Source organism: Proteus sp. CD3 (genome assembly GCF_008808075.1).
Taxonomy (GTDB): Bacteria; Pseudomonadota; Gammaproteobacteria; order Enterobacterales; family Enterobacteriaceae; genus Proteus; species Proteus appendicitidis.
Map to the genome: position 1 here is coordinate 3,676,887 of NZ_CP019686.1, position 25,816 is coordinate 3,702,702.

Consider the following 25,816-nt stretch of genomic DNA (forward strand, 5'->3'; position numbering starts at 1 on the left):
TTATTCAAATTATTTGGATCTTCAGGTTAAATTCCTCCGCTTTTTTACTTTGCGCTACTGGGTAAACTGTGTCCAACAACTTCAGAGAAGGAAACACATTATGATTTATCTACGCAAAGCAAATGAAAGAGGACACGCTAATCATGGTTGGCTAGATAGCTGGCATACCTTCTCTTTCGCAAATTATTACGATCCTGATTTTATGGGATTTTCTGCACTACGAGTTATTAATGAAGATCGCGTAATACCCGGTAAAGGTTTTGGTACTCATCCACATAAAGACATGGAAATTTTAACCTATGTGCTTGAAGGTAATATCGAGCATCAAGACAGCATGGGTAATAAAGAAAATGTTCCTGCAGGTGAGTTTCAAATAATGAGTGCTGGTACAGGTATTACTCACTCAGAATATAATCCAAATAGTGATAAAGGGCTGCATTTTTACCAAATTTGGATTATGCCAAGCACCACCGGTATCACACCACGTTACGATCAACGTCGTTTTGATACCTCAGTGAGTAAACAACTTATTTTATCGCCAGATGCGCGTGATGGCTCTTTAAAAGTCTTTCAAGATATGACGTTATGGCGCTGGAACCTGAAAAAAGGTGAAGAAGCACAATATCAGGTAGAAACAGGACGCAATGTTTGGTTACAAGTAGTGAAAGGCAAAATAACGATTAATGACATAATTGCGACCACCAGTGATGGTGTGGCTATCGCAAATGAAGATATGATCCGTTTCGTTGGTGATGAGGACAGTGAAATTTTACTGTTTGATTTACCTCCAGTAACAGCATAGTTGGGTTATCACCCTCTAAAGTCACTTTTTCTCTAATAAACAATTTCACTTTATTTTCTTTCTATTCCCTGAAATCTTCTCGCATTTCAGGGATTTTTTTTATCTCGAAGATCTCAAATAAAAAAACACCAAAATCACATCCTATGAGTTTGGTGCTTTTTATTCATGCTAATAAAAATTAACGTTTTGGTCCCACTTTAGTCAACGCTTGACCCGCTGGGGTATCCGTATATTTATCAAAGTTTTTCACAAAGCGATCAGCCAGATCGTCAGCTTTAGTATCCCATTGCGCTTTATCAGCATAAGTATCACGAGGATCTAAGATTTCGCTGTTAACGCCTGGTAGTGCGGTTGGGATCTCTAAGTCAAATACAGGTAATGTTTTCATTGGTGCTTTATCAATATCACCATTTAAGATGGCATCAATAATAGCGCGTGTATCTTTAATCGAGATACGTTTACCTGTACCGTTCCAACCTGTATTAACCAAGTAGGCTTTTGCACCTGATGCTTGCATACGTTTTACCAATACTTCAGCGTATTGTGTTGGGTGCAGAGATAAGAATGCTGCACCAAAACAGGCTGAGAATGTTGGCGTTGGCTCGGTCACACCACGTTCGGTTCCCGCAAGTTTAGCGGTGAAGCCTGATAAAAAGTGGTATTGCGTCTGTTCTGGTGTTAAACGTGAAACAGGAGGTAACACACCAAAAGCATCCGCTGTTAAGAAAATAACTTTCTTAGCGTGACCTGCTTTGGAAATAGGTTTAACGATATTATCAATATGATAAATAGGGTAAGAAACACGGGTATTTTCTGTTTTCGAACCATCGTCGAAATCAACAGAACCATCAGATAACACAACCACGTTTTCTAGCAGTGCATCACGTTTAATTGCACCATAGATATCGGGTTCAGCTTCTTTTGATAAGTGGATTGTTTTCGCATAACAACCACCTTCAAAGTTAAACACTCCGTCATCATCCCAACCATGTTCATCATCACCAATTAGCTTACGCTTAGGATCGGTTGAAAGGGTTGTTTTACCTGTGCCTGATAGACCAAAGAAAATAGCAACATCGCCACTTTCGCCAACGTTTGCGGAGCAGTGCATAGAAGCGATGCCTTTAAGAGGAAGGAAGTAGTTCATCATAGAGAACATACCTTTCTTCATCTCGCCACCGTACCAAGTACCACCAATTAACTGAATGCGTTCAGTTAAATTGAAAGCAACGAAGTTCTCTGAGTTCAGACCTTGCGCCTTCCAATTTGGATTTGTACATTTCGCTCCGTTCATCACAATGAAGTCTGGTGTGAAATTTTCCAGCTCTTCTTGTTCAGGACGAATAAACATATTTTTAACAAAATGCGCTTGCCAAGCAACTTCTGTGATAAAACGAACTTTCAAACGTGTATCCGCATTCGCACCACAAAATGCATCGACAACAAACAAACGTTTGCCTGATAGCTGATTGGTTACTAATGATTTTAAGTCAGCCCACACTTCTTGTGAAAGTGGCTTATTATCATTTTTACCTTTACCCTGATCAGCCCACCATACGGTGTCACGCGTAACATCATCACGAACAATGTATTTATCTTTCGGAGAACGTCCAGTAAATATACCTGTATCAACGGCAATAGCGCCTAACGAGGTTTGTGTGCCTCGCTCGTAACCTGTTAATTCAGGCTTGGTTTCTTCATTAAATAACAGCTCATAGCTTGGGTTATAAATGATTTCACTCGTGTCCTTAATACCGTACTGCTGGAGATCCTTAGGGGTAAGACCTTTAACGCTCATAGTTTCGCTCCTGATAAATAGACCTTTCTGCGAATAATATTAAGGTGTTACGAGTAATTAACAGCGATTGTTATCAATATTTTGAAAATTTATAATTTTTTTATGTTAAGAACGAGAGCTAATGCACAAAACTAAAGAAAAATTGTTGAATAAAAAAGGACGCAAAATAGCGTCCTTTTGATAAAACCGTCTTGCTAAATCGAATCAGTGCAATTCTGACTTATTTAACTTATTGATTTTATTAATATCACTCTCTGTGAAGATATAATGTGTTCCACAATATTCGCATTCCATATCAATATTTCCCTGTTCTTGCAACAGGTGGTTCACATCTTCTTCCGACAATGTTACTAATGTATTTTCACAACGTTCACGCGAACAAGTGCAATGGAATTCAACAACTTGAGGATCATAAAGAGTGACATCTTCCTCATGATATAAGCGATGTAAGATCTCTTTAGTATCTAGCGTAAATAGCTCTTCAGCTTTGATTGTGTGTGTTAACTGTGTCAGCAATTCAAAGTGTTCAGCAGTATGTTCTGCGGTGAACTCTTCTGACGCAGGCAATACTTGTAATAACATACCCGCTGCGGCTGGTTTGCCCGCTTGCATACCACTACGAATAAATACGCGTGTAGGTAGCTGTTCTGATTGCTTAAAGTAGTTATCAATACATGCTTCAATAGTTTCACCATCAAGAGCAACAATACCTTGATAACGTTCACCTTTTTCAGGCGTTACCGTGATGACCATAAAACCATTACCGATCATCTCTTTTAAGGTACTACCAGCCTTAACATCATCACCAACACGCGCAACACCGCGCATTTGTTGATTATTGTTGCCATTAATAACCGCCAATCGTACTGGGCCATCGCCTTGAATTTGAACCGTAATATCTCCTTCAAATTTAAGCGTCGCTGTTAACAAACTCGTTGCCACTAATAAATCACCCAGAAGGCATTGAACTGGCTCAGGATAATGGTGATTTTCAAGCATTGATTGATAGGTTTCAGTCACATTGACTAATTCACCACGTACCGCGTTTTTTTCGAATAAAAAACGTGATAAAGCGTCTTTTTTAGACATAACTTTCTCTCATTTCAGGGAATCGGTTAATCCGATTCTTGTAAATTTGTCTGTTTGAAGCGAAGTAAGGTGCGTCTTTCCTTTTTATCAGGGCGACGCTCAGGATGAGGCATTGTTAACGCATTCATTTTTCTTGCTAGAGCAATTTTTTCTCTTTTAGCAATACTCTCTGGCGTTTCGCAATAAAGTGTCTGCGCTTGTGTAGCACCTTGTCGCTGAGCACTCACCATGAGAATGGTTACCGTCCGTTCATCATTACCTTGTCGTAGGCGTACTTCTGCACCTTCTTCAACGATTTTACTTGGCTTGCCTCTCACACCATTGTAATGGACTTTACCACCTTCAATCATCGTGCGCGCAATGGCACGCGTTTTATAAAAACGAGCAGCCCAAAGCCATTTATCTAAGCGGACGCCACTGTCTTGTGATGGTTGACTCATCCCTTTCTCCTTAACTTCAACTTCTTTACGAAGGCGATAGTGTAAACACATGGCCTTCCACAACAAGGGGCTTACTGAGGAGGGCGATAAAAACAGTGCTCATAGTAGAGACTGATTTTATTCATGCGTTGGTTGTTTTGTCGCCGGCGCCGGATGATAAGAAATAGGTTCAAAACTAAGAACCCGATAGCAAGAAGCAACAATACCGTATTACCGATGTAATATAACATTGTCATCGAGTCTGGCAGGCTATGTAAAAATATCTGTAACGTGCCATTCGCATCGACAACCATACCCGTTATTACGCCACCCGTATCAAAAGGTGTATGCAATAAAATATCGGATAAACGTTGTAATTCTCGCCACTGTTCTAACGGAGTAGGTTCAAACACTGAGTTTGAACTTGAAGCATAATCAACAAGCTGTTTTCTTTCATCACTGATTAACAGCACACCACCCGGTGGAGGGCTGTTTAACAGTATTGCGGCTTTATCTATTTCTCGGTAGATAAAAGAGGATGTGGTGGTGTCGATAAGCTTTTCCAAGGCCTCAGCACTTACTGCACGCAATAAAACATTCGTTCCGGTCAATTTACCGCTTTCAGCTCGTTGAATTAATGCTGCCCAATCATTGACGTTACTTAAGTTAACTAGCGCCATTTTTAGCCGAATACATTCATTTTCTCGGGGGCATAAATCCTGTGTTTTCAACACAATGCCATCAAAATTATCTAGCAAATTCATCCCAGATTTAGTAATCGCTTGGCCTAAACTTGGGTTAACTCGGTTATTAGAAACAGGGTGTAATTGCTCTTCAACCATATGCAATAAAGCCGCGGCTTTTTCTATCGTGCTCGATTCAGGCATTGGCATTGGATTACTGTTATTCCAATAAATCCCTGAGCAATCAAAAGGTGCAAAAATCGTTTTATTATTCTTACTTGATAAATTAGGTGGCATATAGCACATCCCAACCCCTTTAGCTTGAATAATATCCCCGACATGCAAATTGGTTGTTTCTAACTCAGTAAAATTAGTGACTAAATGAGGCTCTGTATCTTTAAGCCATGAAAAACTGAGTTTCATTGAAAGAGAAAGTGGCTGATAAAGATACAACATTCCAATAATAAACAAGCTCCAAAAAACGAAAATAATATTTTTAATATACCGTTTATAAGGATAATTTTTCTCTTCATCATGCAATGAAAGGTAGTTTCCTTGCTTTACAACATGATGACTTGGATACATTTCTAAATAGGTCACCTTATCAATATCGCTTTGAATATAAGGCTCCCAATGAGGCGGATAAACCAGATCAATCCCCCCTAAAGAAACATTTTTTACTTGCCCATGATCAAAGTTACCAAAAAGCCCCCAGCGCTTTAAGCGCCCTTTAAAACAGTGGATTTCTTGTTTACGCGGTTTGATTAAAGGGTTGTGGATCAGAAAAATACCAACAGCAAGAAAAGCACCACCGGTTGCTAGGATCCAAGGAAGAAAAACTTGAGGCATCATTAAGGCTGTTAGGCACAGCGTAAGCCCTATACAAACAAAAGAACCATCCCAAAAACCAGATGAGTTATGTAATCGGTATTCTTCGTTTGTTTCTTCTCGGATTTGTAATAAGTGAGCCGCATCACCTTCGTTCTTTTGGATAGTTGATGAACCATTTGCCAATATTGGTTCAGACAGCTGTTTTAAACTTAGCGAAGAAAAATGAATTTTTTCGTCTTTTAAAAAATGCCCATTCACACCAATAACGATGGGGATCGAAGGGGTACAGACAACATCGAGAACGTTTTCTTGCTGAAGATAAGGAACAAGCAGCGGGGGAATATGAATTTCTACAGCATCAATATAATAACGCCAATGATTTAATCCTTCACTAGAACCTGCAAAGCGATTAACGATATTTCTTAATGTAGCAACGACTTCGCCTTTAATTGGCATATCGGGGAAGTTTTGTAATGAATAGCCAGAAGAGAAATTAGAGGTACCAAAATAAGATAAATAATCACTAATAAGCCCATAATCATCAGAAGTGAGCTTGCGATAAGTAGGTTTAGCGAGAGATGGGAGATGATGTGAGCCATCAAGCCGCCTTCTTTTAAAGAATAGAAAGGCGGCCATTATAAATAGGCTTATCATCAAGATAGCCAATATAATGACTGATAATCTCATTTTTTCCCCATGCTTATACTGATGCTGCGTAGTAACAATAACAAATTTAAAACCCTGCCTAACATAAGGCAATTCCTATTCTTTTGTTCTATTTTTTATTTAAATACAATAGATTATATTTTTGTAGTCGCGTTATAATTTATATCTATAATCAAGTTTATATCCGCTAACAATGCTATCTTCGGGTAAAATAGCGAATCAATAAATAATAATATTCTCAAAAAATCAATAAATAACTAGATTTGATAGCGGAGTGTACTCAATTTTCCTTTAAAAGCTAAATCTAATTGTTAGATTTATTTTGTCATTAATGTGTTAAATTCAGGTTAATCTCTATTCTGTCAGGGACTGTTATGAAAGAACTAAAAAAACCCAATATATTAAACATTGATAACATCGCCCGTTCTCAATTATTTCAGATCCAATCCGTTAATCTGGAGTTTAGTAACGGAGAAAAGCGCACTTATGAGCGAATGAAACCCGCTAATCGTGAAGCCGTTATGATTGTTCCTATTATTGATGACAATATTATTCTTATTCGTGAATACGCCGTAGGTATCGAAAATTACGACTTTGGTTTTCCCAAAGGTGCAATTGATCCTGGTGAAAATGCCCTACAAGCTGCAAACCGCGAACTAAAAGAAGAAATTGGCTATGGCGCTCACTCATTAATAGAACTCGCAAAGCTGTCGATGGCACCCTCTTACTTTTCTAGCAAAATGAACATTGTCATCGCGCATGATCTTTATCCAGAGCAACTTGAGGGTGATGAGCCTGAACCCCTGATCCAAATACGTTGGCCTATCGCAAAAATGATGGACTTACTCGAGCACCCAGATTTTACAGAAGCTCGTAGTGTCAGTGCTCTCTTCTTAGCCCATCGCTATCTATTACAAAATAAATAGATAATAAAAAACCGGACTTTAACATCCGGTTTTTATTTTCGATTAATTAGAATAACTCGTTAGATTCGCCATTATCCTCAAAAATCTGTGTTCCTACTTCATTTTTTGCCCTTTCTGTCGGTTGAGTGCCATCAATAAAATATTCTTTCATTGAAGCGCCATCACCCGCCAATTTTCCTGTCCTTCTATCAATTTGAACAGCCACAACACCTTTTGGTGCTGACATCATATTAACAGGGACACCATCCAGAGCTACTTTCATAAAGTCATTCCAAATAGGTTGTGCTGTTTTAGCACCCGCTTCACCACCACTTGCGGCAGTTCGACCTAAATTGCGGCTACTGTCATCAAAACCAATCCAAGCTGTAGCAACAATATTGGCACCATATCCAGAGAACCAAGCATCTTTAGAACTGTTTGTTGTTCCGGTCTTACCACCAATATCTTGGCGTTTAAGATCACGAACAGCACGCCAACCTGTACCAGACCACCCCGGCTCCCCAACAAGATTTGTTCTTAATGCATCATGCATTAAGTAAGCCAGTGGTGTGCTGATAACATGTGGTGCATAAGGGCTTTCTTTTACCGTTTCAGCTAACGGTGCTTGTTCTAATTCAATTTCAGGCGTAACCGCTACTGGCTGAGATGTATTAGATTGAGCAACGTTTTCCATATAATCATCAGATAACGCAATAGAACGCATGGTATCACCATAAATAACAGGGATATCAGTACAATCAGGGCAAGCTATCTTTGGTTTTGCAGTAAACAGCTCTTCACCCTCGGCATTCTCAATACGTTGGATATAGTAAGGCTCTATGAGATATCCGCCGTTTGCCATAACAGCAAACCCTCGTACCATTTGCATTGGTGTAAACGATGGTGATCCTAATGCTAAAGATTCTGTTCTATCGATATTTTGATTAGGGAAACCAAAACGTAATAGATAATCAGCAGCATAATCCACACCCATTGCGCGCATTGCACGTACCATCACCACGTTTTTAGACTGACCTAAACCTTGACGTAAACGAATAGGACCGGCATAAGTTGGCGGTGAGTTTTTAGGACGCCAATCTGTTCCCGCACCGGCATCCCAACGGCTAATCGGTAAATCATTAAGCAGTGTCGATAACGTTAATCCTTTATCTAATGCAGCAGCATATAAGAAAGGTTTAATGTTTGAACCGACTTGGCGTAACGATTGAGAAACCCGGTTAAATTTACTGATCTCAAAATCAAAACCACCAACCAGCGCAATAATCCCTCCATTGATAGGATCTAATGCAACAAATGCAGCATTAACACCCGGAAGTTGCGCTAGTACCCAATTGTTTTCGTTATTTTGGCGTACCCAAATTTGCTCACCAGCATGCACAACGGCATCAACTTTTGTTGGTGTTGCGCCTTGAGAGGTATCAGAAATAAATTTACGCGCCCAACGAACCGCTTTTAAATCTAGCGTAATGTTGTCGCCCGTTTTTAAGATAACTTTGGCTTCTTTCGCATCAGCGGATAACACAACAGCAGGAATTAAAGGACCATAAGTTTGGATCCCTTTTAATTTCTTGTTGATAGCTTCGTTATCCCATGGTGTTTGTCCTTCACGCCACAAAACTTCTTGAGCGCCACGGTAACCATGACGCATGTCGTAGTCGATAACATTGTCACGCAAGGCTTTTTCTGCGGCTAATTGATCTTTACGAACCACCGTAGTGTAAATTTTATAGCCATCTGTATAAGCATTTTCACCATAGCGCTCATACATCTCCATTCTCACCATTTCTGTTAAATAAGGTGCAGAGAAATCAATTTGTGGTGCATGGTATTTAGCAACGATAGGCTCGGCTCTTGCACTTTCATACTGCGCACGAGTGATATAGTTCTCTTCATACATACGCTGTAAAACGACATTACGACGTTTTAAGGCACGATCATAAGAATAGAGAGGGTTAAGTGTCGATGGTGCTTTCGGTAAACCAGCAATGACAGCCATTTCATTTAGGCTAAGATCATGAACACTTTTACCAAAGTAAACATAAGCCGCAGCACCCACACCATAAGCGCGGTTACCTAGATAAATTTTATTTAGATACAGCGCTAAAATTTCATCTTTAGTCAGCTCTTTTTCAATGCGGATCGCCAAGAAGGCTTCTTTTATTTTTCGCATTAATTTCTTTTCAGGTGTTAAAAAGAAATTTCTAGCTAATTGTTGCGTAATGGTACTCGCGCCTTGAGAGGCTTGTCCTGATGTTAATGCCACGACAACAGCACGTGAGATCCCAATAGGGTCAATACCGTGGTGTTCACGAAAACGCGTATCTTCTGTTGCGATAAAAGCATTAATAAGTTGAGGAGGTATCTCCTCCAATGTTAGCGGTAAACGACGTTTTTCGCCGTATTGCGCAATCAACTCTCCGTCTGCACTAAATACCTGCATAGGAGTTTGTAAACGAACATCTTTTAATGTCGCGACATCGGGTAACTGAGGCTCTACATACTTATACATACCGTATATCGAGGCAGCTCCCAAAATTATGCAAGCAAAAATGAAGATGAAAAAATATTTTAAGAACTTCACCTTAAATTTCCCATGTAATGTGAATTGGGCGGTTTATAAACAAACAGTGCGTAGTATAAAGGTAACGCCTCTTCGAAAATAGGCAATTACTCATCAATAGATATGGATATCATTTATGGAAACACACAATTACCAGATTGGTATTGAAATTAACACTCATCATATCAATGCAGTTTTGGTATTTCAGCAGAATAAACAATGGAAGATCAGTACATTTTGGCAATTCCCTTTACCTCTTAATGACGATTTAAATGACATAAAATTAAGAGAAATCCTAATAAATTGGCGTAAAAAATTACCCTCAATTAATAATGTTACGCTTTCTCTACCAGATATTTATGAAAACTATCAAATTATCTCACTGCCTCATGCAGTTTCCCTTACATCAGCAGCATGTTATCGGTTAGCGCAACTACGAGCCACATCTTACACACAAAATACGAAAATCCCTGTTAATTTTGATTATCGGCAAAATAATGGGAAACTCGCTATTCATCTGTGCCATAAAACGATTTTAGATAAGTATATTGACTTGTTTTCTCAAATAAACTTAACAATAACTGCGATTGATACCCCAGCATGCGCACTACGCTATTTAGCAACTTACCTTGATATCTCACCTCAGTACCCACTTTTGTACTGTAAAAACAAAACGCTACTTTGGATATCATCTGATGAAAACATGCCCCATTACGGCACTCTTGCCTATGAAAACCAACAAGAGCAACAAGCCTGTATTTACCAGTTAATAGAAAAATATCATTGGTCATTAAAACAGTGTTACTTAACAGGTGATAATGAAGACTATTTTAGTCAGTTGATGCCTATTTGGCCCCATCTGTCCCTCGACTTATTTAACACAACGTCAGATAAAAATCTCATTCCACTTGTTGCTTTGGGTTTGGCATTACGCCCTGAAGAGGTGTTATGTATCAAGTAAATTACTTACCTTGGCGCAGCCGTTTATTTAAACAAAATGCATTGTTATGGCTTTTTCAAACACTATCATTGGTCACGATCACTTTCGTTATTTGTAGCTATTACACCTACCATTTAGCACAAAAACGCTCACTCATAACAGATCAACAACGCCAAACTCAACAACAAGAAGATTTATTGCTAAAACAGCTCGATATATATCAACAACAGAAAAAACAGACACTTTTACGCTATCAACACTATTCACTCTATTATCAAAACTGGTTGCGCTATTTACATTACATTCGCTTCTTTCGAGCTATCGAAACACATCTTCCCTCAACCGGTTGGATTAGCCACTATGGTGAGGCAGATAATCAACGCTCACTCCATCTCACACTTCCCAATACACAATCACTCTCCTTTATTACCAACCTTAAAAGTCACCCTGTTTTAGCCTCTTTAACGTTGAGTTATTTACAACAAAGCAAAGCTGATCCGTCTTATACAGAAATACATTTAAACGGAAAATCAGAAGAACAAGCGCGATGGAATGAAGAAGGTGAAGAAGATGAGGGAAGCCAATGAAAATAAATGCACAGTGGTTGTTACTTATTGCGTTTCTACCCAAGTGGAAACTCACTTTACTGAGCTTAATAATACCTTTTATTACCCTTCTATTTTATTACCTCTTTATCTATACGGACTACCAGCAAAAGATAGCTCAACAACACCTAGAAATAACACAAAGACTAAAGCGTATTAATCATTATCAGAGCGCGTTAGACACAATGCCATCTATTCATTCACTAATCACACAACAAATAGATTATGACATTCCATTCGATAACCTACCGGTTAGTGAGCAATTACAACGTTTACTGATGACTTACCATTTTATACCGGAGATTTGGGAAAACTCGCCTAACTCTTTATATAAACTCACTTTTACTTTGTCTTACTCACAGTTTTTAGCTCTCTTGGAATACCTCAATCAAACAAGTTTAGCGCTGGTTTCTCTAAATATTGTTCCAATAGAAACCCATTTAATTTCAGTACAAATAAGCCTTACAGAGCTAAGTTATCCTAGCGCAATACAGGGTGATATATCATGAAGATAGGAGTTTTAATCGTCATATTATGTATGACTACCGCCACTTTGGCACACACCCGAGATCCCTTTTTTCCTGAGAATATCGATGATGAAAAGATATCATCTACTTTTATTGAAGAGCGAACATCAACTACGGAACAACCTGATGAGTTACATCACCAACTTTATCCTTTAAATTATGCTGATGCTGAGAGATTAGGCGAACAACTCAGTAATCACACTATTCCATTACTAAGTCAGCAGGGGCGAGTTATTATTGACAGAGAAGCGAATAGTCTTTCAATCGTTGATAACAGTAAAACACTGTCTGAAATTGAGGATTGGCTAAAATTACGGGACACTCCACAACAACAAGTTCATATCACCGCACATATTGTGAGTAGCAGTCAGGATGCTTTAAATGAATTAGGTACTCAATGGGGATTACAAGCATTAAAAACACAAACCGAAGCTGCATCTACCATACCTAATGCTATTTCAACAACCTCCTCGCTTAATTCGGCGCCATCAACGCCTTCACTTTCTGCATTATCACTCCATCAAAACACCAAAAATCCCCTGCACTATATTGCCTTTAATATTGCCAGAATTAATGGGCGTCTATTAGAGCTTGAATTAAGTGCGTTAGAACAAGAGAAACAGCTATCTATCATTGCAAGTCCACGGCTCACAACCGCTCATGAAAAAACAGCATCCATCAAACAAGGAACGGAGATCCCCTATGTCAGTCGAGATAATGAAATTACACGAGTTCAATTTAAAGAAGCCGTCTTGGGTATGGAAGTAACCCCCATTATTCAGAGAAATAAAAAGATAAGATTAATACTTAAGATTAGTCAAAACACACCGGGCATTGCACTTGTTCAAGGTGGAAGTGAACATCTATCTATTGATAAGCAAGAGATCAGCACAGAAGTGACTATTCGAGACGGAGAAACCATTATGTTAGGAGGTATATTTCAGCAAAAGCAACAAGAACACACAGCAAAGATCCCCTTCTTATCCTCTATTCCATTACTAGGCGTACTTTTCAGTCATAAAAGAGATCAACACAGTCGCCATGAATTGGTTATTTTTATTACACCCAAATTAATCTAATTTTTTATGTGATAAATACTTTTATTATAAAATACAAAGCACTACATGTTTTTTACTAGGATTAAACTGAGAGTTATTCATTGTTTTTTCTTATAATCAGTATTTATAGATTTGACGATGAAGGCGATTTAGCTTACAAGGGTTAGCTAATTTGAGTGAACCTGAAACATCACAATAAAAATACGGATACATTTTATGCACTTCCTCTATTCTTGGAGGTAGGGCTTTTTATATGTAATATTGATCGATTGATGACGAAAAAGACAATATTATCAGATGCGGTTTTCCGACTAAATTGTGTTAGAATCTCCGCGTTGCCAACAAAGATAATTACTTTTTGAGTAGTTTTTGTTATGTACTGTGGGCAAAGGGATTTTTATCCTATGTTGTCGTTTATGACAGCATGTGGTTATTTTATAGCGATCTACTGAAAGAACTCAGTCTTATTATGAGAGTAGATAACAAATGTTATCAGGTGTGTATTAGATAAACACTCATAAATTTCAGTTTAGGTCCCGTCGCTGAATGAATTTGGCGGGGCGGGTTATCATTAACGAATATCTTAGTAATACCAAAAACATGGCAGAGAAACGTAATATCTTTCTGGTTGGGCCTATGGGTGCCGGCAAAAGCACTATTGGTCGTCAGTTAGCTCAACAACTTAGTATGGAGTTTTATGATTCCGATCAGGAAATTGAGCGGCGTACAGGTGCGGATGTAGGTTGGGTATTTGATGTTGAAGGCGAAGAAGGCTTCCGTCAACGAGAAGAAAAAATAATCAACGAACTCACTGAAAAGCAAGGCATTGTGTTAGCAACAGGTGGTGGTTCGGTGATATCGCGAGAAACCCGTAACAGATTATCTGCACGCGGTGTGGTTGTTTATTTAGAAACCAACATCGAAAAGCAGCTCGCGCGTACCCAACGTGATAAAAAACGTCCTTTATTGCAAGGTGTTGAACCTGTGCGCGATGTCTTAGAGACATTAGCTGAAGAACGTAATCCTCTTTATGAAGAAATTGCTGACATCACTATTCATACTGATGATCAGAGTGCAAAAATTGTAGCCAATCAAATAATTGAATTATTAGAACAAAACTAATAAATTCAGCTATTTACAAGGTTAAGTGAAGACAATAAGAAGAAGGCCACTGTTATGGAAAAAATCACTGTCACATTAGGTGAAAGAAGCTATCCCATTACCATTGCTTCTGGCCTTTTTCATCAAGAAGATACCTTTTTACCTTTAAAATCAGGGCAGCAAGTTATGATAGTCACAAACGTGACACTTGCTCCACTCTATTTAGAAAAGGTAACGGACACCTTAAAAAAACAGGGTGTTTTGGTTGATAGCGTAATTTTGCCTGATGGCGAACAATATAAATCGCTTGAAATCATGAATGATGTCTTTACTGCATTATTAGAAAAAAATCACAATCGAGATACAACACTTATCGCGTTAGGCGGTGGTGTTATTGGTGATCTAACTGGTTTTGCCGCAGCAAGCTATCAGCGCGGCGTTCGCTTTATCCAAGTGCCAACAACACTATTGTCACAAGTTGATTCTTCTGTTGGTGGAAAAACTGCAGTTAATCACCCTCTTGGCAAAAACATGATTGGGGCGTTTTATCAGCCCGCTTCTGTTGTTATCGATCTCGATTGTCTTGCCACATTACCGCCTCGTGAACTTTCATCAGGTTTAGCTGAAGTTATTAAATATGGCATCATTTTAGATAAAGACTTTTTTATCTGGCTTGAAAATAATATTGATAAACTCTTGGCGCTTGATCCTAAAGCCATGGCATTTTGTATCCGTCGTTGCTGTGAGCTAAAAGCTGACGTCGTTGCTGCTGATGAAAAAGAAACAAGTGGTTTGCGCGCACTACTCAACCTTGGTCATACCTATGGACACGCCATTGAAGCTCATATGGGATATGGTGTTTGGTTGCATGGTGAAGCCGTTGCTGCAGGGATGGTAATGGCGGCAAGAACCGCTCAAGCGCTTGGTCAATTCACTGAAGAAGAGACTCAACGTGTTATTCAATTGCTTGAGAGAGCCAATCTCCCCGTCAATGGTCCTATTGAAATGACACCCGATGACTATTTACCTCATATGATGCGAGATAAAAAAGTATCTGGTGGCAAATTACACCTTGTTTTACCAAAAGGTATCGGTCAATCCGAATTGCGTGCCGATATTACTCGCGAACAAGTCCGCAAAGCGATAACATCTTGCATTAATGCAAATTAAGCTCCCCATTACCTGACAAGAAATAAACTAGAATATTCATTTAAGGAAAATTCTGGTTAATATTGTCAAATGCAACGTTTCAGAAAAAGCGTTTCATCCTTATACTATGAGGTAATGGCTAAGGCTGAATAGAATATTTTTCGCTTTTTGACGCTCTGACGGAGGGCATAATGGACGAGTTCAAACCTGATAATGAAACCAAGGGTGATAATTCACTCAAACCTGATACTTCGGATAGACCTGAACGTCGAACCAACCGACCTCGTAACAATCCATTAAAAAACGCACGATTCTCTGTATCCCGTCAACAGATGATGATTGGTGTAGGTGTTTTAGTTCTTATTCTGCTAATTATCGCAATAAGTTCAGCATTAAAATCACCGGAAACAACGGACTCAACGCCTGCGAGTAATACGGAAAGAAATATCGACCTATCTCAACAACCGTCATCCGTTACACCTTCAGAAAATGGTCAGCCATCGACACCTCAATCTATTACTGGACAAGAGATACAGCCTGCAACACCACCTTCACAAAATTTACCGCCAATGATTGATTCGCAAGGTCAACGCGTTGAGATCCCTGGTGATATCGTTGATTCTTTAAATCAACAACAGCCTGGTATAAACCAAGCGACAGGTCAGCAACAACAATTAAATGCACAACAACCAAAACCAGTGCAGCCTGTTACACAGCCACCAGTCACCAAGCCTGTACAGCCAGTACAAAAACCGGCTGAAATAAAAACACCACCGACAAAACCGGTAACACCACCAGCGACAACGCAACCTAAACCTGCAACGACTAAACCTGTTGTTTCAGGCTCCTTATCAGCAGGTAATTTAAGCGCTATTCCTGCCACTAACTATACGTTGCAATTAAGTGGTGCAAGTCGCCAAGATACCTTAGAGGCTTTCGCTAAAAAGAACCTCAATGGAAACTACACTATTTACAAAACACAGCGTAACGGTAATCCATGGTATGTACTCATCTATGGAAATTATCGTAATATAAGTGAAGCCAAACAGGCCATTTCTTCTTTACCAGCGCCAGTACAAGCAAAACAACCTTGGGTTAGACCGATGAAACATGTTCATCAGGATCTAAAAAAATAATTAAGACGAAGTTCACCGCTGATATGCTGTCTGAAACAGAGTACAATCGGCGACTCTGAAACGATTGAGAAATTTGGACGGCATGAAAAAAAAACGCGCATTCCTAAAATGGGCTGGTGGTAAATATCCTTTGGTAGATGACATTAAACGTCATCTGCCTGAGGGTAATTGTTTAATTGAACCTTTTATGGGTGCCGGTTCTGTTTTTTTAAATACAGAATACGATTCATATATTCTTGCCGATATAAATAGTGATCTAATTCATCTCTATAATACGGTGAAGCGACATCCTGAAAAATTTATGAAGGATGCTCGCTTATTATTTACCCCTCAAATGAATATCGCAGAAGAGTTTTATCAACTACGACAAGAATTTAATCGTTCAACGGACGCTTATCAGCGTAGTGTGTTATTTCTCTATCTTAACCGCCATTGCTACAATGGGCTGTGTCGTTATAATTCAAAAGGTGAATACAATGTCCCTTTTGGTCGTTATAAAAAACCTTATTTTCCTGAAGCAGAGCTAATTTGGTTTTCTGAAAAAGCACAAAAAGCCGAATTTGTTTGCCAAAGCTATTCATCAACAATGACAAATGCAAAAAAAGGCGCTGTCGTTTATTGCGATCCGCCTTATGCACCATTATCACCGACTGCAAATTTTACGTCATACCATACAAATAGCTTTAGTTTTCAAGAGCAGGAGCATCTGGCTCAACTTGCCTCAATGCTGGCTTACGAGAGACAGATACCCGTGTTAATATCAAATCATGAGACTGCGTTAACAAAAGAGTGGTATGTAAACGCAAAAGAGCTACACAGTGTGAAAGTCAGAAGAACAATCAGTAGCAACACACTTGGTCGTAGCAAAGTGAACGAATTACTTGCCTTATATAAATAATCGTTAACACCTCCCGACAATGGGAGTGTTGTCTGGAGAATGCGATGAAAGATTTTCTGATTGCCCCTTCTATTTTATCCGCTGATTTTGCTCGCCTTGGTGAAGATACTGAAAAAGTACTCGCAGCTGGCGCAGATGTTGTCCACTTTGATGTGATGGATAACCACTATGTCCCTAATCTGACATTTGGTGCGCCAATTTGTAAGGCGCTGCGCAACTACGGTATTACAGCACCCATTGATGTTCACCTAATGGTTAAACCCGTTGACCGTATCATTCCTGATTTTGCAAATGCGGGCGCAACTTATATCTCATTTCACGCTGAAGCCAGTGACCACGTTGACCGTACAATTCAACTAATAAAAGATTGTGGTTGTAAAGCAGGCTTAGTGCTTAACCCAGCAACCCCATTAAATTATCTCGATTATGTAATGGATAAATTGGATCTTATTCTGCTGATGTCTGTTAATCCAGGCTTTGGTGGCCAATCATTTATTCCTAACACCCTCGATAAATTACGCCAAGTTCGTAAAATGATCGATGATGGTGGTTATGACATTCGTTTAGAAATTGATGGTGGTGTTAAAGTCGATAATATCGCTGAAATTGCCCAAGCAGGTGCAGATATGTTCGTTGCTGGCTCAGCTATTTTCAATCAACCAGATTATAAGCATGTTATTGACAATATGCGCCGTGAATTAGAAAAGGTATCGAAATGACAGACAAAAAACTCAAAGGCATTCGTGCTATCGCCTTTGATCTTGATGGCACACTCACAGACAGCGCTGTTGGACTAACAGAAGCAACAGATTACGCATTAACATCAAAAGGTTTCGCACCTGCTGGTAAACATAATGTGACTATTTGGGTGGGTAATGGCGTTGATATGCTACTTACGCGCGCTTTGCATAACGCTGGCGTAGAAGATGTCACAGAAACCTTATTAAAAGAGATGCGTGACCTTTTTGATGAACATTATGCAACTTCGGTCAAAACAGGCAGCGATTTATTCCCACATGTCAAAGAAACGCTTGAAGTATTAGCTTCACATAACATTCCATTAGGTATCGTCACCAATAAACCTTCTCCTTTTATTGCACCACTATTACAGCAACTGGGAATTGATAAGTATTTTTCCTTGGTGCTTGGCGGAGATGATGTCAAAGAAAAAAAACCACATCCAGCACCATTATATTTAACAATGGGTACATTTGGTGTTAAAAAGGAAGAACTCCTTTTTGTTGGGGATTCTCGCAACGATATTATTGCAGCACAAGAGGCTCAATGCCCTTGCGTAGGTTTAACCTATGGCTATAACTATGGCGTTCCTATCGCAGACAGCAAACCTGATTATACACTCGATAATTTTGCTGACTTGCTATCAATCCTCGACATCACGCAATGACAACTGTGGAACAGAATTAAGATGACGACTTCAGTAGAAAAAACGGCACAAAAGCCAATTGTATTCAGTGGTGCACAGCCTTCTGGTGAACTCACTATTGGTAACTATATGGGTGCATTACGTCAATGGGTACAAATGCAAGATGACTATGATTGCATTTACTGTATCGTTGACCAACACGCCATTACAGTTCGTCAAGATCCAAAAGAGCTTAGAAAAAGAACCTTAGATACGTTGGCTCTTTATCTTGCTTGTGGTATTGATCCAGAAAAAAGCACTATTTTTGTTCAGTCACATGTTCCACAACATGCACAATTAAGCTGGGCACTTAACTGCTATACCTATTTTGGTGAATTGAGCCGAATGACTCAATTTAAAGATAAATCAGCGCGCCACGCCGAAAATATAAATGCAGGGTTATTCGACTATCCTGTATTAATGGCGGCAGATATTCTTATCTATCAAACAAATCAAGTCCCTGTTGGTATCGACCAAAAACAACATCTTGAATTAAGCCGTGATATTGCTCAGCGCTTTAATGCTATTTATGGCGATATATTCACCGTACCAGATCCTTTTATTCCAAAAGGCGGCGCTCGTGTGATGGCATTACAAGATCCGACTAAAAAAATGTCTAAATCTGATGATAACCGTAATAACGTTATCGCATTGCTTGAAGATCCAAAAGCCGCAGCGAAAAAGATCAAACGTGCAATGACAGACTCAGAAGAACCACCTCGTGTTATTTACGATCTTGAAAACAAAGCCGGTGTATCTAACTTACTGGATATTTTAGCGGGTGTAACAGGTAAAACTATTCCTGAATTAGAAGCTGAATTTGAAGGAAAAATGTACGGTCATCTAAAAGGTGCTGTCGCTGATGCGGTATCTGAAATGCTAACCAACATTCAAGAACGTTTCCACGCATTCCGTGATAATGAAGCACTATTGAATAAAATTATGAAAGAAGGTGCAGATAAAGCCAAAATTCGCGCTCAAGCAACCTTAGACAAGGTTTATGACGCAATCGGATTTATTGCACATCCGTAATTTTTCGTTAATGCATAAAAAACACCTCGCCTATTTTTAGGGAGGTGTTTTTTTAGTAAAGAAGTTAAATTAGCCCACAAGCTAATTTTTATTGATAATATCATTAATTATCAATTAGATAATTATTTATCTCTTAAACAGCCGTCTATCAAAGCTCTCAATAGTTTGATTTTGCAATCTTAACTGCATAGTCTTACTCCAACTCGCTGATAATCCTGCCGCACTTAATAAACGATGATAAAGCTCTTCATCAAAAGGCATATGAAAAGCAATAGAAATAGCTTCTTTAACAGAGACATCACTGTTTCTTGAAACTAACGCAAGAGGATGATGACTCCCTGTTTCTCCTGCACTCACAACACGATATAACCAACCACAATAACCACTATCTTGCATAATTTGCGAAAAATTACTGACTTCTGTCACTGTGTTAAGTTTGTAGCAAGGAGAGCGAGGTTGAGTAACTTGAATTAATGCAGTTCCCCATTGATAAATATCCCCAATAAAAACATTCTCTTCCGTCATGCCTGTTGTTGAGATATTTTCACCAAATGCGGGAGCATGAAAAAAATCCATCAATTGAGGGAATTGCTCAGCCCAATAAAGATAATGTTCGTTAGGATAGTGACAAAGTGCGCGATCAGGACCACCGTGAAAACTCTTTTCTGCTTGCTCATCACCTTCTAATCCTAGTGATGTCAATTTGATAGTGCCATCTACCAGCCTTTTGGTGATCGCACTGGTAAATCCATTAGATGTTGTTGTGATATTACCGATAAAAATACTAGGAGAATAGCGCATAGCTCACTACCTAAACAGAAAAGAATAACTCATAGTAAAGATAGTGTTCAAAAGAAACAATGCCGACAAATGTCGGCATTGAAAATATAAAAGAGAAAGGATGCTATCTACTCAATTATGCTTTGCTCTGAAAACGTTTTTGCGCTTCGTCCCAGTTAACGACTGACCAGAACGCTTTAATATAATCAGGGCGGCGATTTTGATATTTCAAGTAGTAAGCATGTTCCCACACATCTAACCCTACAATTGGGTAACCTGATGCGCCAGCTAACTCTTCACCCATTAATGGGCTATCTTGGTTTGCAGTAGAAACTACCGCAAGTTTGCCATCGTCTTTTAATACCAGCCAAGCCCAACCTGAACCAAAACGGCTTGCCGCCGCTTTTTCAAATAACTCTTTAAAGGCATCAACGCTACCAAAATCGCGCTCAATCGCATCTTTTAGTGAACCTTGTAATTGAGTCCCTAGCTTCAGACCTTTCCAGAATAATGAGTGGTTAGAATGGCCACCTGCGTTATTACGTAAAAAAGTACGTTGATCGGCAGGTACTTTATGAAGATTTTTAACCAACTCATCAATTTCTAAGCCAGCAAGCTCAGGTAATTTTTCTAATGCTGTGTTGGTATTATTCACATAAGTTTGATGATGCTTAGTATGGTGAATTTCCATTGTACGCTCATCAAAGTGAGGCTCTAATGCATCATAAGCATAAGGCAGTGCAGGTAATGTATAGCTCATATTAATCTCCAGTGCTGTTTTATCTTGGATCACACCATGTGATTTATCTTTTCATTTCATTATAGTGGAAAAAACGTTAATGAAAATCATTATCAAATCCATATTATTTTTGTGGTTTTTTTATCCAGCACGGTTAAATTAATTTTCACAGTATATTATTTTAATTTAAAAGCGTCCTATTAAACGATAATCCTATTAAACAAGAAAATAGTAGATAAATAATGCCCTACTCGCTTTAGCACTAATTGAACATTCCATGAAAAGCCTTTCCATTAATTCGTGATCTTCTGCGCAAAAAAGAAACAATCTTTATTTACCCTCTTTTGTTAACGACTTTTTGACATAGTATTAACAATAGTGAGGAGAACTATTATGACAAAAATAAACCAACATCATATTCCTGCAAGCATTGCAGAACACGCCCTGATCAATAAAGAGCAATACCAAAAAGATTATGAATTATCCATCAAAAACCCTGAGGCCTTTTGGGCAGATAAAGGGAAAATCATTGACTGGATAAAGCCATATACTGTGGTAAAAAATACTTCTTTTGACCCAGGCCATGTACGCATTCGCTGGTTTGAAGATGGTCAGCTAAATATCAGTCAAAACTGTCTTGATCGCCACCTTAAAACACGAGGTGATCAAACCGCCATTATTTGGGAAGGTGACTCACCTAATGAGTCGAAAAAAATCACTTACCGACAACTCCACCAAGATGTTTGCCAATTCGCTAATGTATTAAAAAATTTAGGTATTAAAAAAGGCGATGTTGTGGCGATTTATATGCCGATGGTGCCAGAAGCGGCAGTCGCTATGCTCGCTTGTACTCGTATTGGGGCTATCCATTCTGTTATTTTTGGTGGTTTCTCTCCTGAAGCTGTAGCAGGCAGGATCATTGATTCAAAAGCTAAATTAGTGATTACAGCTGATGAAGGATTACGTGCGGGTCGCGCTATTCCTTTAAAGAAAAATGTTGATGATGCTTTAAATCACGCTGATATCCCCCCTATTAATCATGTAGTGGTATTTCGTCGAACAGGGCATACCGAACAATGGATTGAAGGGCGTGATGTTTGGTGGGATGAAATCATCCAAGGTGTCAGCACTGAGTGTGATGTTGAAGTGATGGATGCAGAAGATCCTCTCTTTATTCTGTATACCTCAGGTTCAACAGGCAAACCCAAAGGCGTACTGCATACAACGGGAGGTTATCTCGTTTATGCTTCAATGACCTTCAAATACACCTTTGATTATCATGAAGGTGATATTTATTGGTGTACCGCTGATGTGGGTTGGGTAACAGGGCATAGCTACTTACTGTATGGTCCTCTATCAAATGGTGCGACTACGGTTATGTTTGAAGGTGTTCCTAATTATCCATCTGTTAATCGTATGGCTCAGATTGTTGATAAGCACCAAATCAATATCTTATATACAGCACCTACGGCAATCCGTGCATTAATGGCTGAAGGCGATAAAGCGATTGAAGGCACTCAACGCACCTCTCTGCGCATTTTAGGCTCCGTAGGTGAACCCATTAACCCAGAAGCATGGGAATGGTTCTATCAGAAGATGGGGCGTAGCCAATGTCCTATCGTTGATACATGGTGGCAAACAGAAACCGGTGGTTTCATGATAACCCCATTACCGGGTGCTATGATCCTAAAACCTGGCTCAGCAACACGCCCTTTCTTCGGTGTTCAGCCTGCAATTGTCGATAATATGGGAGAAGTACAGCAAGGAGCTTGTGAAGGTAACTTAGTCATTACTGATTCTTGGCCGGGTCAAGCAAGAACACTTTTTGGTGATCACGATCGTTTTGAACAAACTTACTTTTCAACCTTTAAAGGGATGTATTTCTCTGGTGACGGCGCTCGCCGAGATGAAGATGGTGACTATTGGATAACCGGACGTGTTGATGATGTCTTAAATATTTCAGGTCATCGCTTAGGAACAGCAGAGATTGAATCCGCTCTCGTTGCACATCCTAAGATTGCAGAAGCCGCAGTAGTTGGTATTCCTCACAATATTAAAGGGCAAGCCATCTATGCTTATGTCACTTTAAATCACGGTGAAGAGCCAACGCCTGAACTTTATACTGAAGTTCGCAACTGGGTACGTAAAGAAATTGGACCAATAGCCACACCAGATATCCTACATTGGACAGATTCCTTACCTAAAACACGCTCAGGGAAAATTATGCGCCGTATCTTGCGTAAAATTGCCTCTGGCGACACAACTAACCTCGGGGATACCTCAACACTCGCTGATCCGGGTGTTGTAGAGAAACTGTTAGAAGAAAAACAGTCTCTATCACTCACTGCTTAATACACAACAAAATAGCTGTCATTTAAAAAACGTAATACGACAAAGCAAAGGCATAAAAATGCCTTTGCTAGGCTCTCTTACCTAAAAATCATGGAATGCGGGGGATTAAGCCTCTAAATCAAGTGATAAACCAAACAATTATATAGAGGAGAACTCTGATGAATGCCAATATTTATCAAGAGATAGAAAACAACCCTCGCTTTAAAGAACTGGTTAATAAACGTAGTCGTTTTTCATGGACACTTTCAATTATTACGCTTGTTATGTACGTCTCATTTATCTTACTTATTGCGTTCTATCCACAATGGTTAGGTACACCATTATATGAGGGAAGTTACATTACACGAGGTATTCCTATTGGTATGGGTTTAATCATCGCCTCATTTTTATTAACGGGTATTTACGTTATTAAAGCCAATACCGAGTTTGACAAACTTACCGCTGAAATTATTGAAGAGGTAGAAAAATGAGAAAATTACTCTATGCAATAAGCTTATTTTTCCTCTCCTCAACGGTTGCTTACGCTGCTGCAATAACAGAAGGAGGTGAGAAACAACCGATGAATATTCAGGCCATCATCATGTTCCTAATATTCGTAGGATTAACGCTTTACATCACTTATTGGGCTTCTAAACGTACCCGCTCTCGTTCTGATTACTATACAGCCGGAGGAAAAATTACTGGCTTCCAAAACGGAATGGCAATCGCTGGTGATTTTATGTCTGCCGCATCCTTTTTAGGGATCTCCGCGCTGGTTTATACCTCGGGTTATGATGGGCTTATCTATTCAATTGGATTTCTGATTGGTTGGCCTATCATTCTTTTTATCATTGCTGAACGCTTACGTAATTTAGGGCGCTATACCTTTGCTGATGTTGTCTCCTATCGCTTAAGCCCTAAACCTGTGAGAACACTCTCCGCGATTGGATCACTGGTTGTTGTTGCTCTATATCTGATTGCACAAATGGTAGGTGCCGGTAAATTAATCGAACTCCTTTTCGGCTTAAACTACCATATTGCCGTTGTACTCGTCGGCATTCTAATGGTGCTATATGTGTTATTTGGAGGCATGTTAGCGACTACTTGGGTTCAAATCATTAAAGCTATTTTATTACTTGCAGGTGCAAGTTTTATGGCTGTTATGGTTATGAAAGCCGTCGATTTTAATTTCAATACTTTATTTAAAGAAGCCGTTAGTGTTCACTCAAAAGGGTTCTCTATCATGAGTCCTGGTGGATTGGTTTCTGATCCTATATCTGCGCTCTCTTTAGGTCTTGCTTTGATGTTTGGTACAGCGGGGCTTCCTCATATCATCATGCGCTTCTTTACTGTTAGCGATGCAAAAGAAGCCCGTAAGAGTGTTTTCTATGCAACAGGTTTTATCGGTTATTTTTATATTCTTACTTTTATCATTGGTTTCGGCGCTATCTTACTCGTTAGCCCTAATCCTGTGTTCAAAGATGCCGCTGGCGCTTTGATTGGTGGAACCAATATGGCGGCGGTTCACTTAGCGGATGCTGTTGGTGGTAATTTCTTCTTAGGCTTCATTTCAGCCGTTGCCTTCGCTACTATTTTAGCCGTTGTTGCCGGGCTAACTTTAGCAGGTGCATCTGCGGTATCGCATGATCTCTACGCTAATGTAATTAAAAATGGTCACGCAGATGAAAGACAAGAGCTAAAAGTATCCAAAATTACTGTGGTTATCTTAGGTATTGTCGCTATTGGTTTAGGTATTTTATTTGAAAAGCAAAATATTGCCTTTATGGTGGGGCTTGCTTTCTCAATTGCCGCAAGCTGTAACTTCCCAATCATATTGTTATCTATGTATTGGAAAGGGCTAACAACACGAGGCGCGGTCGCGGGAGGATGGTCTGGTCTATTAGTTGCTGTCACGTTGATGATCTTGGGGCCAACAATTTGGGTAAGTATTTTAGGTCATGAGAAGCCGATCTATCCTTATGAATACCCAGCATTATTCTCAATAATCATTGCTTTTGTTGTCTCATGGCTTTTCTCGGTTACAGATAAATCATCTTTAGGTGAACAAGAAAAAGCAAAATTCCAAGTACAGTTTATTCGTTCTCAAATTGGCTTAGGCATTGAACAAGGTAAACAGCACTAACCATCTAAAATAATGTTATCTTTCTAAACAAAAATAACCCCAAAGTAAATTCCAACTTTGGGGTTATTCATTTTCAATGATTTTATCCATTATTATAAAAATCTTACGCCTATTTCTATTATTTACTTATTTAGAATATTTTTAATCTTTAACTACATATCTATACGATTATTTAAATAA

General features: G+C 39.2%; 23 protein-coding genes. 16 read left to right on the forward strand and 7 right to left on the reverse strand.

Annotated elements, in window-relative coordinates; translation table 11 throughout:
- The first annotated feature begins 100 nt into the window (after positions 1 to 100).
- On the forward strand, positions 101 to 802 hold the full coding sequence (locus tag BTA34_RS16400; protein WP_151436463.1) for a pirin family protein: 702 nt from the start codon (positions 101 to 103) through the stop codon (positions 800 to 802).
- Between the two features lie 178 nt (positions 803 to 980).
- Here the strand turns inward: BTA34_RS16400 and pckA are convergent, their stop codons facing one another.
- The 4 genes from pckA to umoB form a co-directional block, all read right to left on the reverse strand.
- Positions 981 to 2,600 (reverse strand): phosphoenolpyruvate carboxykinase (ATP), encoded by a 1,620-nt coding sequence (gene pckA, locus BTA34_RS16405; RefSeq protein ID WP_151436464.1) that lies wholly within the window; start codon positions 2,598 to 2,600, stop codon positions 981 to 983.
- Between the two features lie 204 nt (positions 2,601 to 2,804).
- The gene (hslO, locus tag BTA34_RS16410; protein ID WP_151436465.1) at positions 2,805 to 3,689 is read right to left on the reverse strand and encodes an Hsp33 family molecular chaperone HslO; all 885 of its coding nucleotides are present in this window, start codon (positions 3,687 to 3,689) and stop codon (positions 2,805 to 2,807) included.
- Positions 3,690 to 3,715: 26 nt separating this feature from the next.
- Positions 3,716 to 4,129, reverse strand: a complete 414-nt coding sequence (gene hslR, locus BTA34_RS16415) for a ribosome-associated heat shock protein Hsp15 (protein WP_151436466.1) — start codon at positions 4,127 to 4,129, stop codon at positions 3,716 to 3,718.
- Positions 4,130 to 4,200: 71 nt separating this feature from the next.
- Positions 4,201 to 6,309, reverse strand: a complete 2,109-nt coding sequence (umoB, locus tag BTA34_RS16420) for a flagellar biogenesis regulator UmoB (protein ID WP_151436467.1) — start codon at positions 6,307 to 6,309, stop codon at positions 4,201 to 4,203.
- A 353-nt stretch (positions 6,310 to 6,662) separates the two neighbouring features.
- Between umoB and nudE the strand changes: the two genes are divergently transcribed.
- Positions 6,663 to 7,214, forward strand: a complete 552-nt coding sequence (gene nudE, locus BTA34_RS16425; protein ID WP_151436468.1) for an ADP compounds hydrolase NudE — start codon at positions 6,663 to 6,665, stop codon at positions 7,212 to 7,214.
- Positions 7,215 to 7,260: 46 nt separating this feature from the next.
- Here the strand turns inward: nudE and mrcA are convergent, their stop codons facing one another.
- The gene (gene mrcA / locus BTA34_RS16430; RefSeq protein ID WP_151436469.1) at positions 7,261 to 9,795 is read right to left on the reverse strand and encodes a peptidoglycan glycosyltransferase/peptidoglycan DD-transpeptidase MrcA; all 2,535 of its coding nucleotides are present in this window, start codon (positions 9,793 to 9,795) and stop codon (positions 7,261 to 7,263) included.
- 115 nt (positions 9,796 to 9,910) lie between these two features.
- On the opposite strand from mrcA, the gene BTA34_RS16435 reads away from it, so the two are divergent.
- The 11 genes from BTA34_RS16435 (at position 9,911) to trpS (ending at position 19,643) form a co-directional block, all read left to right on the forward strand.
- Positions 9,911 to 10,735, forward strand: coding sequence for a hypothetical protein (locus tag BTA34_RS16435; protein ID WP_151436470.1), 825 nt, complete (start codon positions 9,911 to 9,913; stop codon positions 10,733 to 10,735).
- Entirely contained in the window at positions 10,723 to 11,301 is a 579-nt protein-coding gene (locus tag BTA34_RS16440; protein ID WP_151436471.1) for a fimbrial assembly protein, read from the forward strand. The genes BTA34_RS16435 and BTA34_RS16440 overlap by 13 nt, the downstream gene beginning before the upstream one ends.
- Complete coding sequence (locus BTA34_RS16445; RefSeq protein ID WP_151436472.1) at positions 11,298 to 11,828, forward strand: hypothetical protein; 531 nt, start codon at positions 11,298 to 11,300, stop codon at positions 11,826 to 11,828. The genes BTA34_RS16440 and BTA34_RS16445 overlap by 4 nt, the downstream gene beginning before the upstream one ends.
- Positions 11,825 to 12,925, forward strand: coding sequence for a type IV pilus secretin PilQ (gene pilQ, locus BTA34_RS16450; RefSeq protein ID WP_151436473.1), 1,101 nt, complete (start codon positions 11,825 to 11,827; stop codon positions 12,923 to 12,925). Before BTA34_RS16445 ends, pilQ begins: the two co-directional genes overlap by 4 nt.
- 579 nt (positions 12,926 to 13,504) lie before the next feature.
- Complete coding sequence (gene aroK / locus BTA34_RS16455) at positions 13,505 to 14,026, forward strand: shikimate kinase AroK (protein ID WP_129586866.1); 522 nt, start codon at positions 13,505 to 13,507, stop codon at positions 14,024 to 14,026.
- A gap of 54 nt (positions 14,027 to 14,080) precedes the next feature.
- On the forward strand, positions 14,081 to 15,175 hold the full coding sequence (gene aroB, locus BTA34_RS16460; protein WP_151436474.1) for a 3-dehydroquinate synthase: 1,095 nt from the start codon (positions 14,081 to 14,083) through the stop codon (positions 15,173 to 15,175).
- Positions 15,176 to 15,345: 170 nt separating this feature from the next.
- Complete coding sequence (locus BTA34_RS16465) at positions 15,346 to 16,290, forward strand: SPOR domain-containing protein (protein ID WP_151436475.1); 945 nt, start codon at positions 15,346 to 15,348, stop codon at positions 16,288 to 16,290.
- Positions 16,291 to 16,372: 82 nt separating this feature from the next.
- Entirely contained in the window at positions 16,373 to 17,188 is an 816-nt protein-coding gene (gene dam / locus BTA34_RS16470; protein ID WP_151436476.1) for an adenine-specific DNA-methyltransferase, read from the forward strand.
- Positions 17,189 to 17,232: 44 nt separating this feature from the next.
- The gene (gene rpe / locus BTA34_RS16475; RefSeq protein ID WP_151436477.1) at positions 17,233 to 17,907 is read left to right on the forward strand and encodes a ribulose-phosphate 3-epimerase; all 675 of its coding nucleotides are present in this window, start codon (positions 17,233 to 17,235) and stop codon (positions 17,905 to 17,907) included.
- On the forward strand, positions 17,904 to 18,593 hold the full coding sequence (locus tag BTA34_RS16480) for a phosphoglycolate phosphatase (RefSeq protein WP_151436478.1): 690 nt from the start codon (positions 17,904 to 17,906) through the stop codon (positions 18,591 to 18,593). Before rpe ends, BTA34_RS16480 begins: the two co-directional genes overlap by 4 nt.
- A gap of 21 nt (positions 18,594 to 18,614) precedes the next feature.
- Positions 18,615 to 19,643 carry a tryptophan--tRNA ligase gene (gene trpS, locus BTA34_RS16485; protein ID WP_151436479.1) on the forward strand — a complete coding sequence of 343 codons (1,029 nt, stop codon included), beginning with the start codon at positions 18,615 to 18,617 and terminating at the stop codon, positions 19,641 to 19,643.
- A gap of 126 nt (positions 19,644 to 19,769) precedes the next feature.
- On the opposite strand, the gene yiiM is transcribed toward trpS, so the two are convergent.
- Positions 19,770 to 20,444: a 6-hydroxyaminopurine reductase gene (gene yiiM / locus BTA34_RS16490; protein WP_151436480.1), complete on the reverse strand. Its 675-nt coding sequence runs from the start codon at positions 20,442 to 20,444 to the stop codon at positions 19,770 to 19,772.
- A 115-nt stretch (positions 20,445 to 20,559) separates the two neighbouring features.
- A complete protein-coding gene (gene sodA, locus BTA34_RS16495) occupies positions 20,560 to 21,183 on the reverse strand; it encodes a superoxide dismutase [Mn] (RefSeq protein WP_075672604.1) in 624 nt (207 codons plus the stop codon).
- Between the two features lie 372 nt (positions 21,184 to 21,555).
- Here sodA and acs point away from each other — a divergent pair, with 372 nt between their 5' ends.
- The 3 genes from acs (at position 21,556) to BTA34_RS16510 (ending at position 25,636) form a co-directional block, all read left to right on the forward strand.
- The gene (acs, locus tag BTA34_RS16500; protein ID WP_151436481.1) at positions 21,556 to 23,514 is read left to right on the forward strand and encodes an acetate--CoA ligase; all 1,959 of its coding nucleotides are present in this window, start codon (positions 21,556 to 21,558) and stop codon (positions 23,512 to 23,514) included.
- Positions 23,515 to 23,672: 158 nt separating this feature from the next.
- The gene (locus tag BTA34_RS16505) at positions 23,673 to 23,984 is read left to right on the forward strand and encodes a DUF485 domain-containing protein (protein WP_088494195.1); all 312 of its coding nucleotides are present in this window, start codon (positions 23,673 to 23,675) and stop codon (positions 23,982 to 23,984) included.
- The gene (locus BTA34_RS16510; protein ID WP_151436482.1) at positions 23,981 to 25,636 is read left to right on the forward strand and encodes a cation acetate symporter; all 1,656 of its coding nucleotides are present in this window, start codon (positions 23,981 to 23,983) and stop codon (positions 25,634 to 25,636) included. The genes BTA34_RS16505 and BTA34_RS16510 overlap by 4 nt, the downstream gene beginning before the upstream one ends.
- The last annotated feature ends 180 nt before the right edge of the window (positions 25,637 to 25,816 follow it).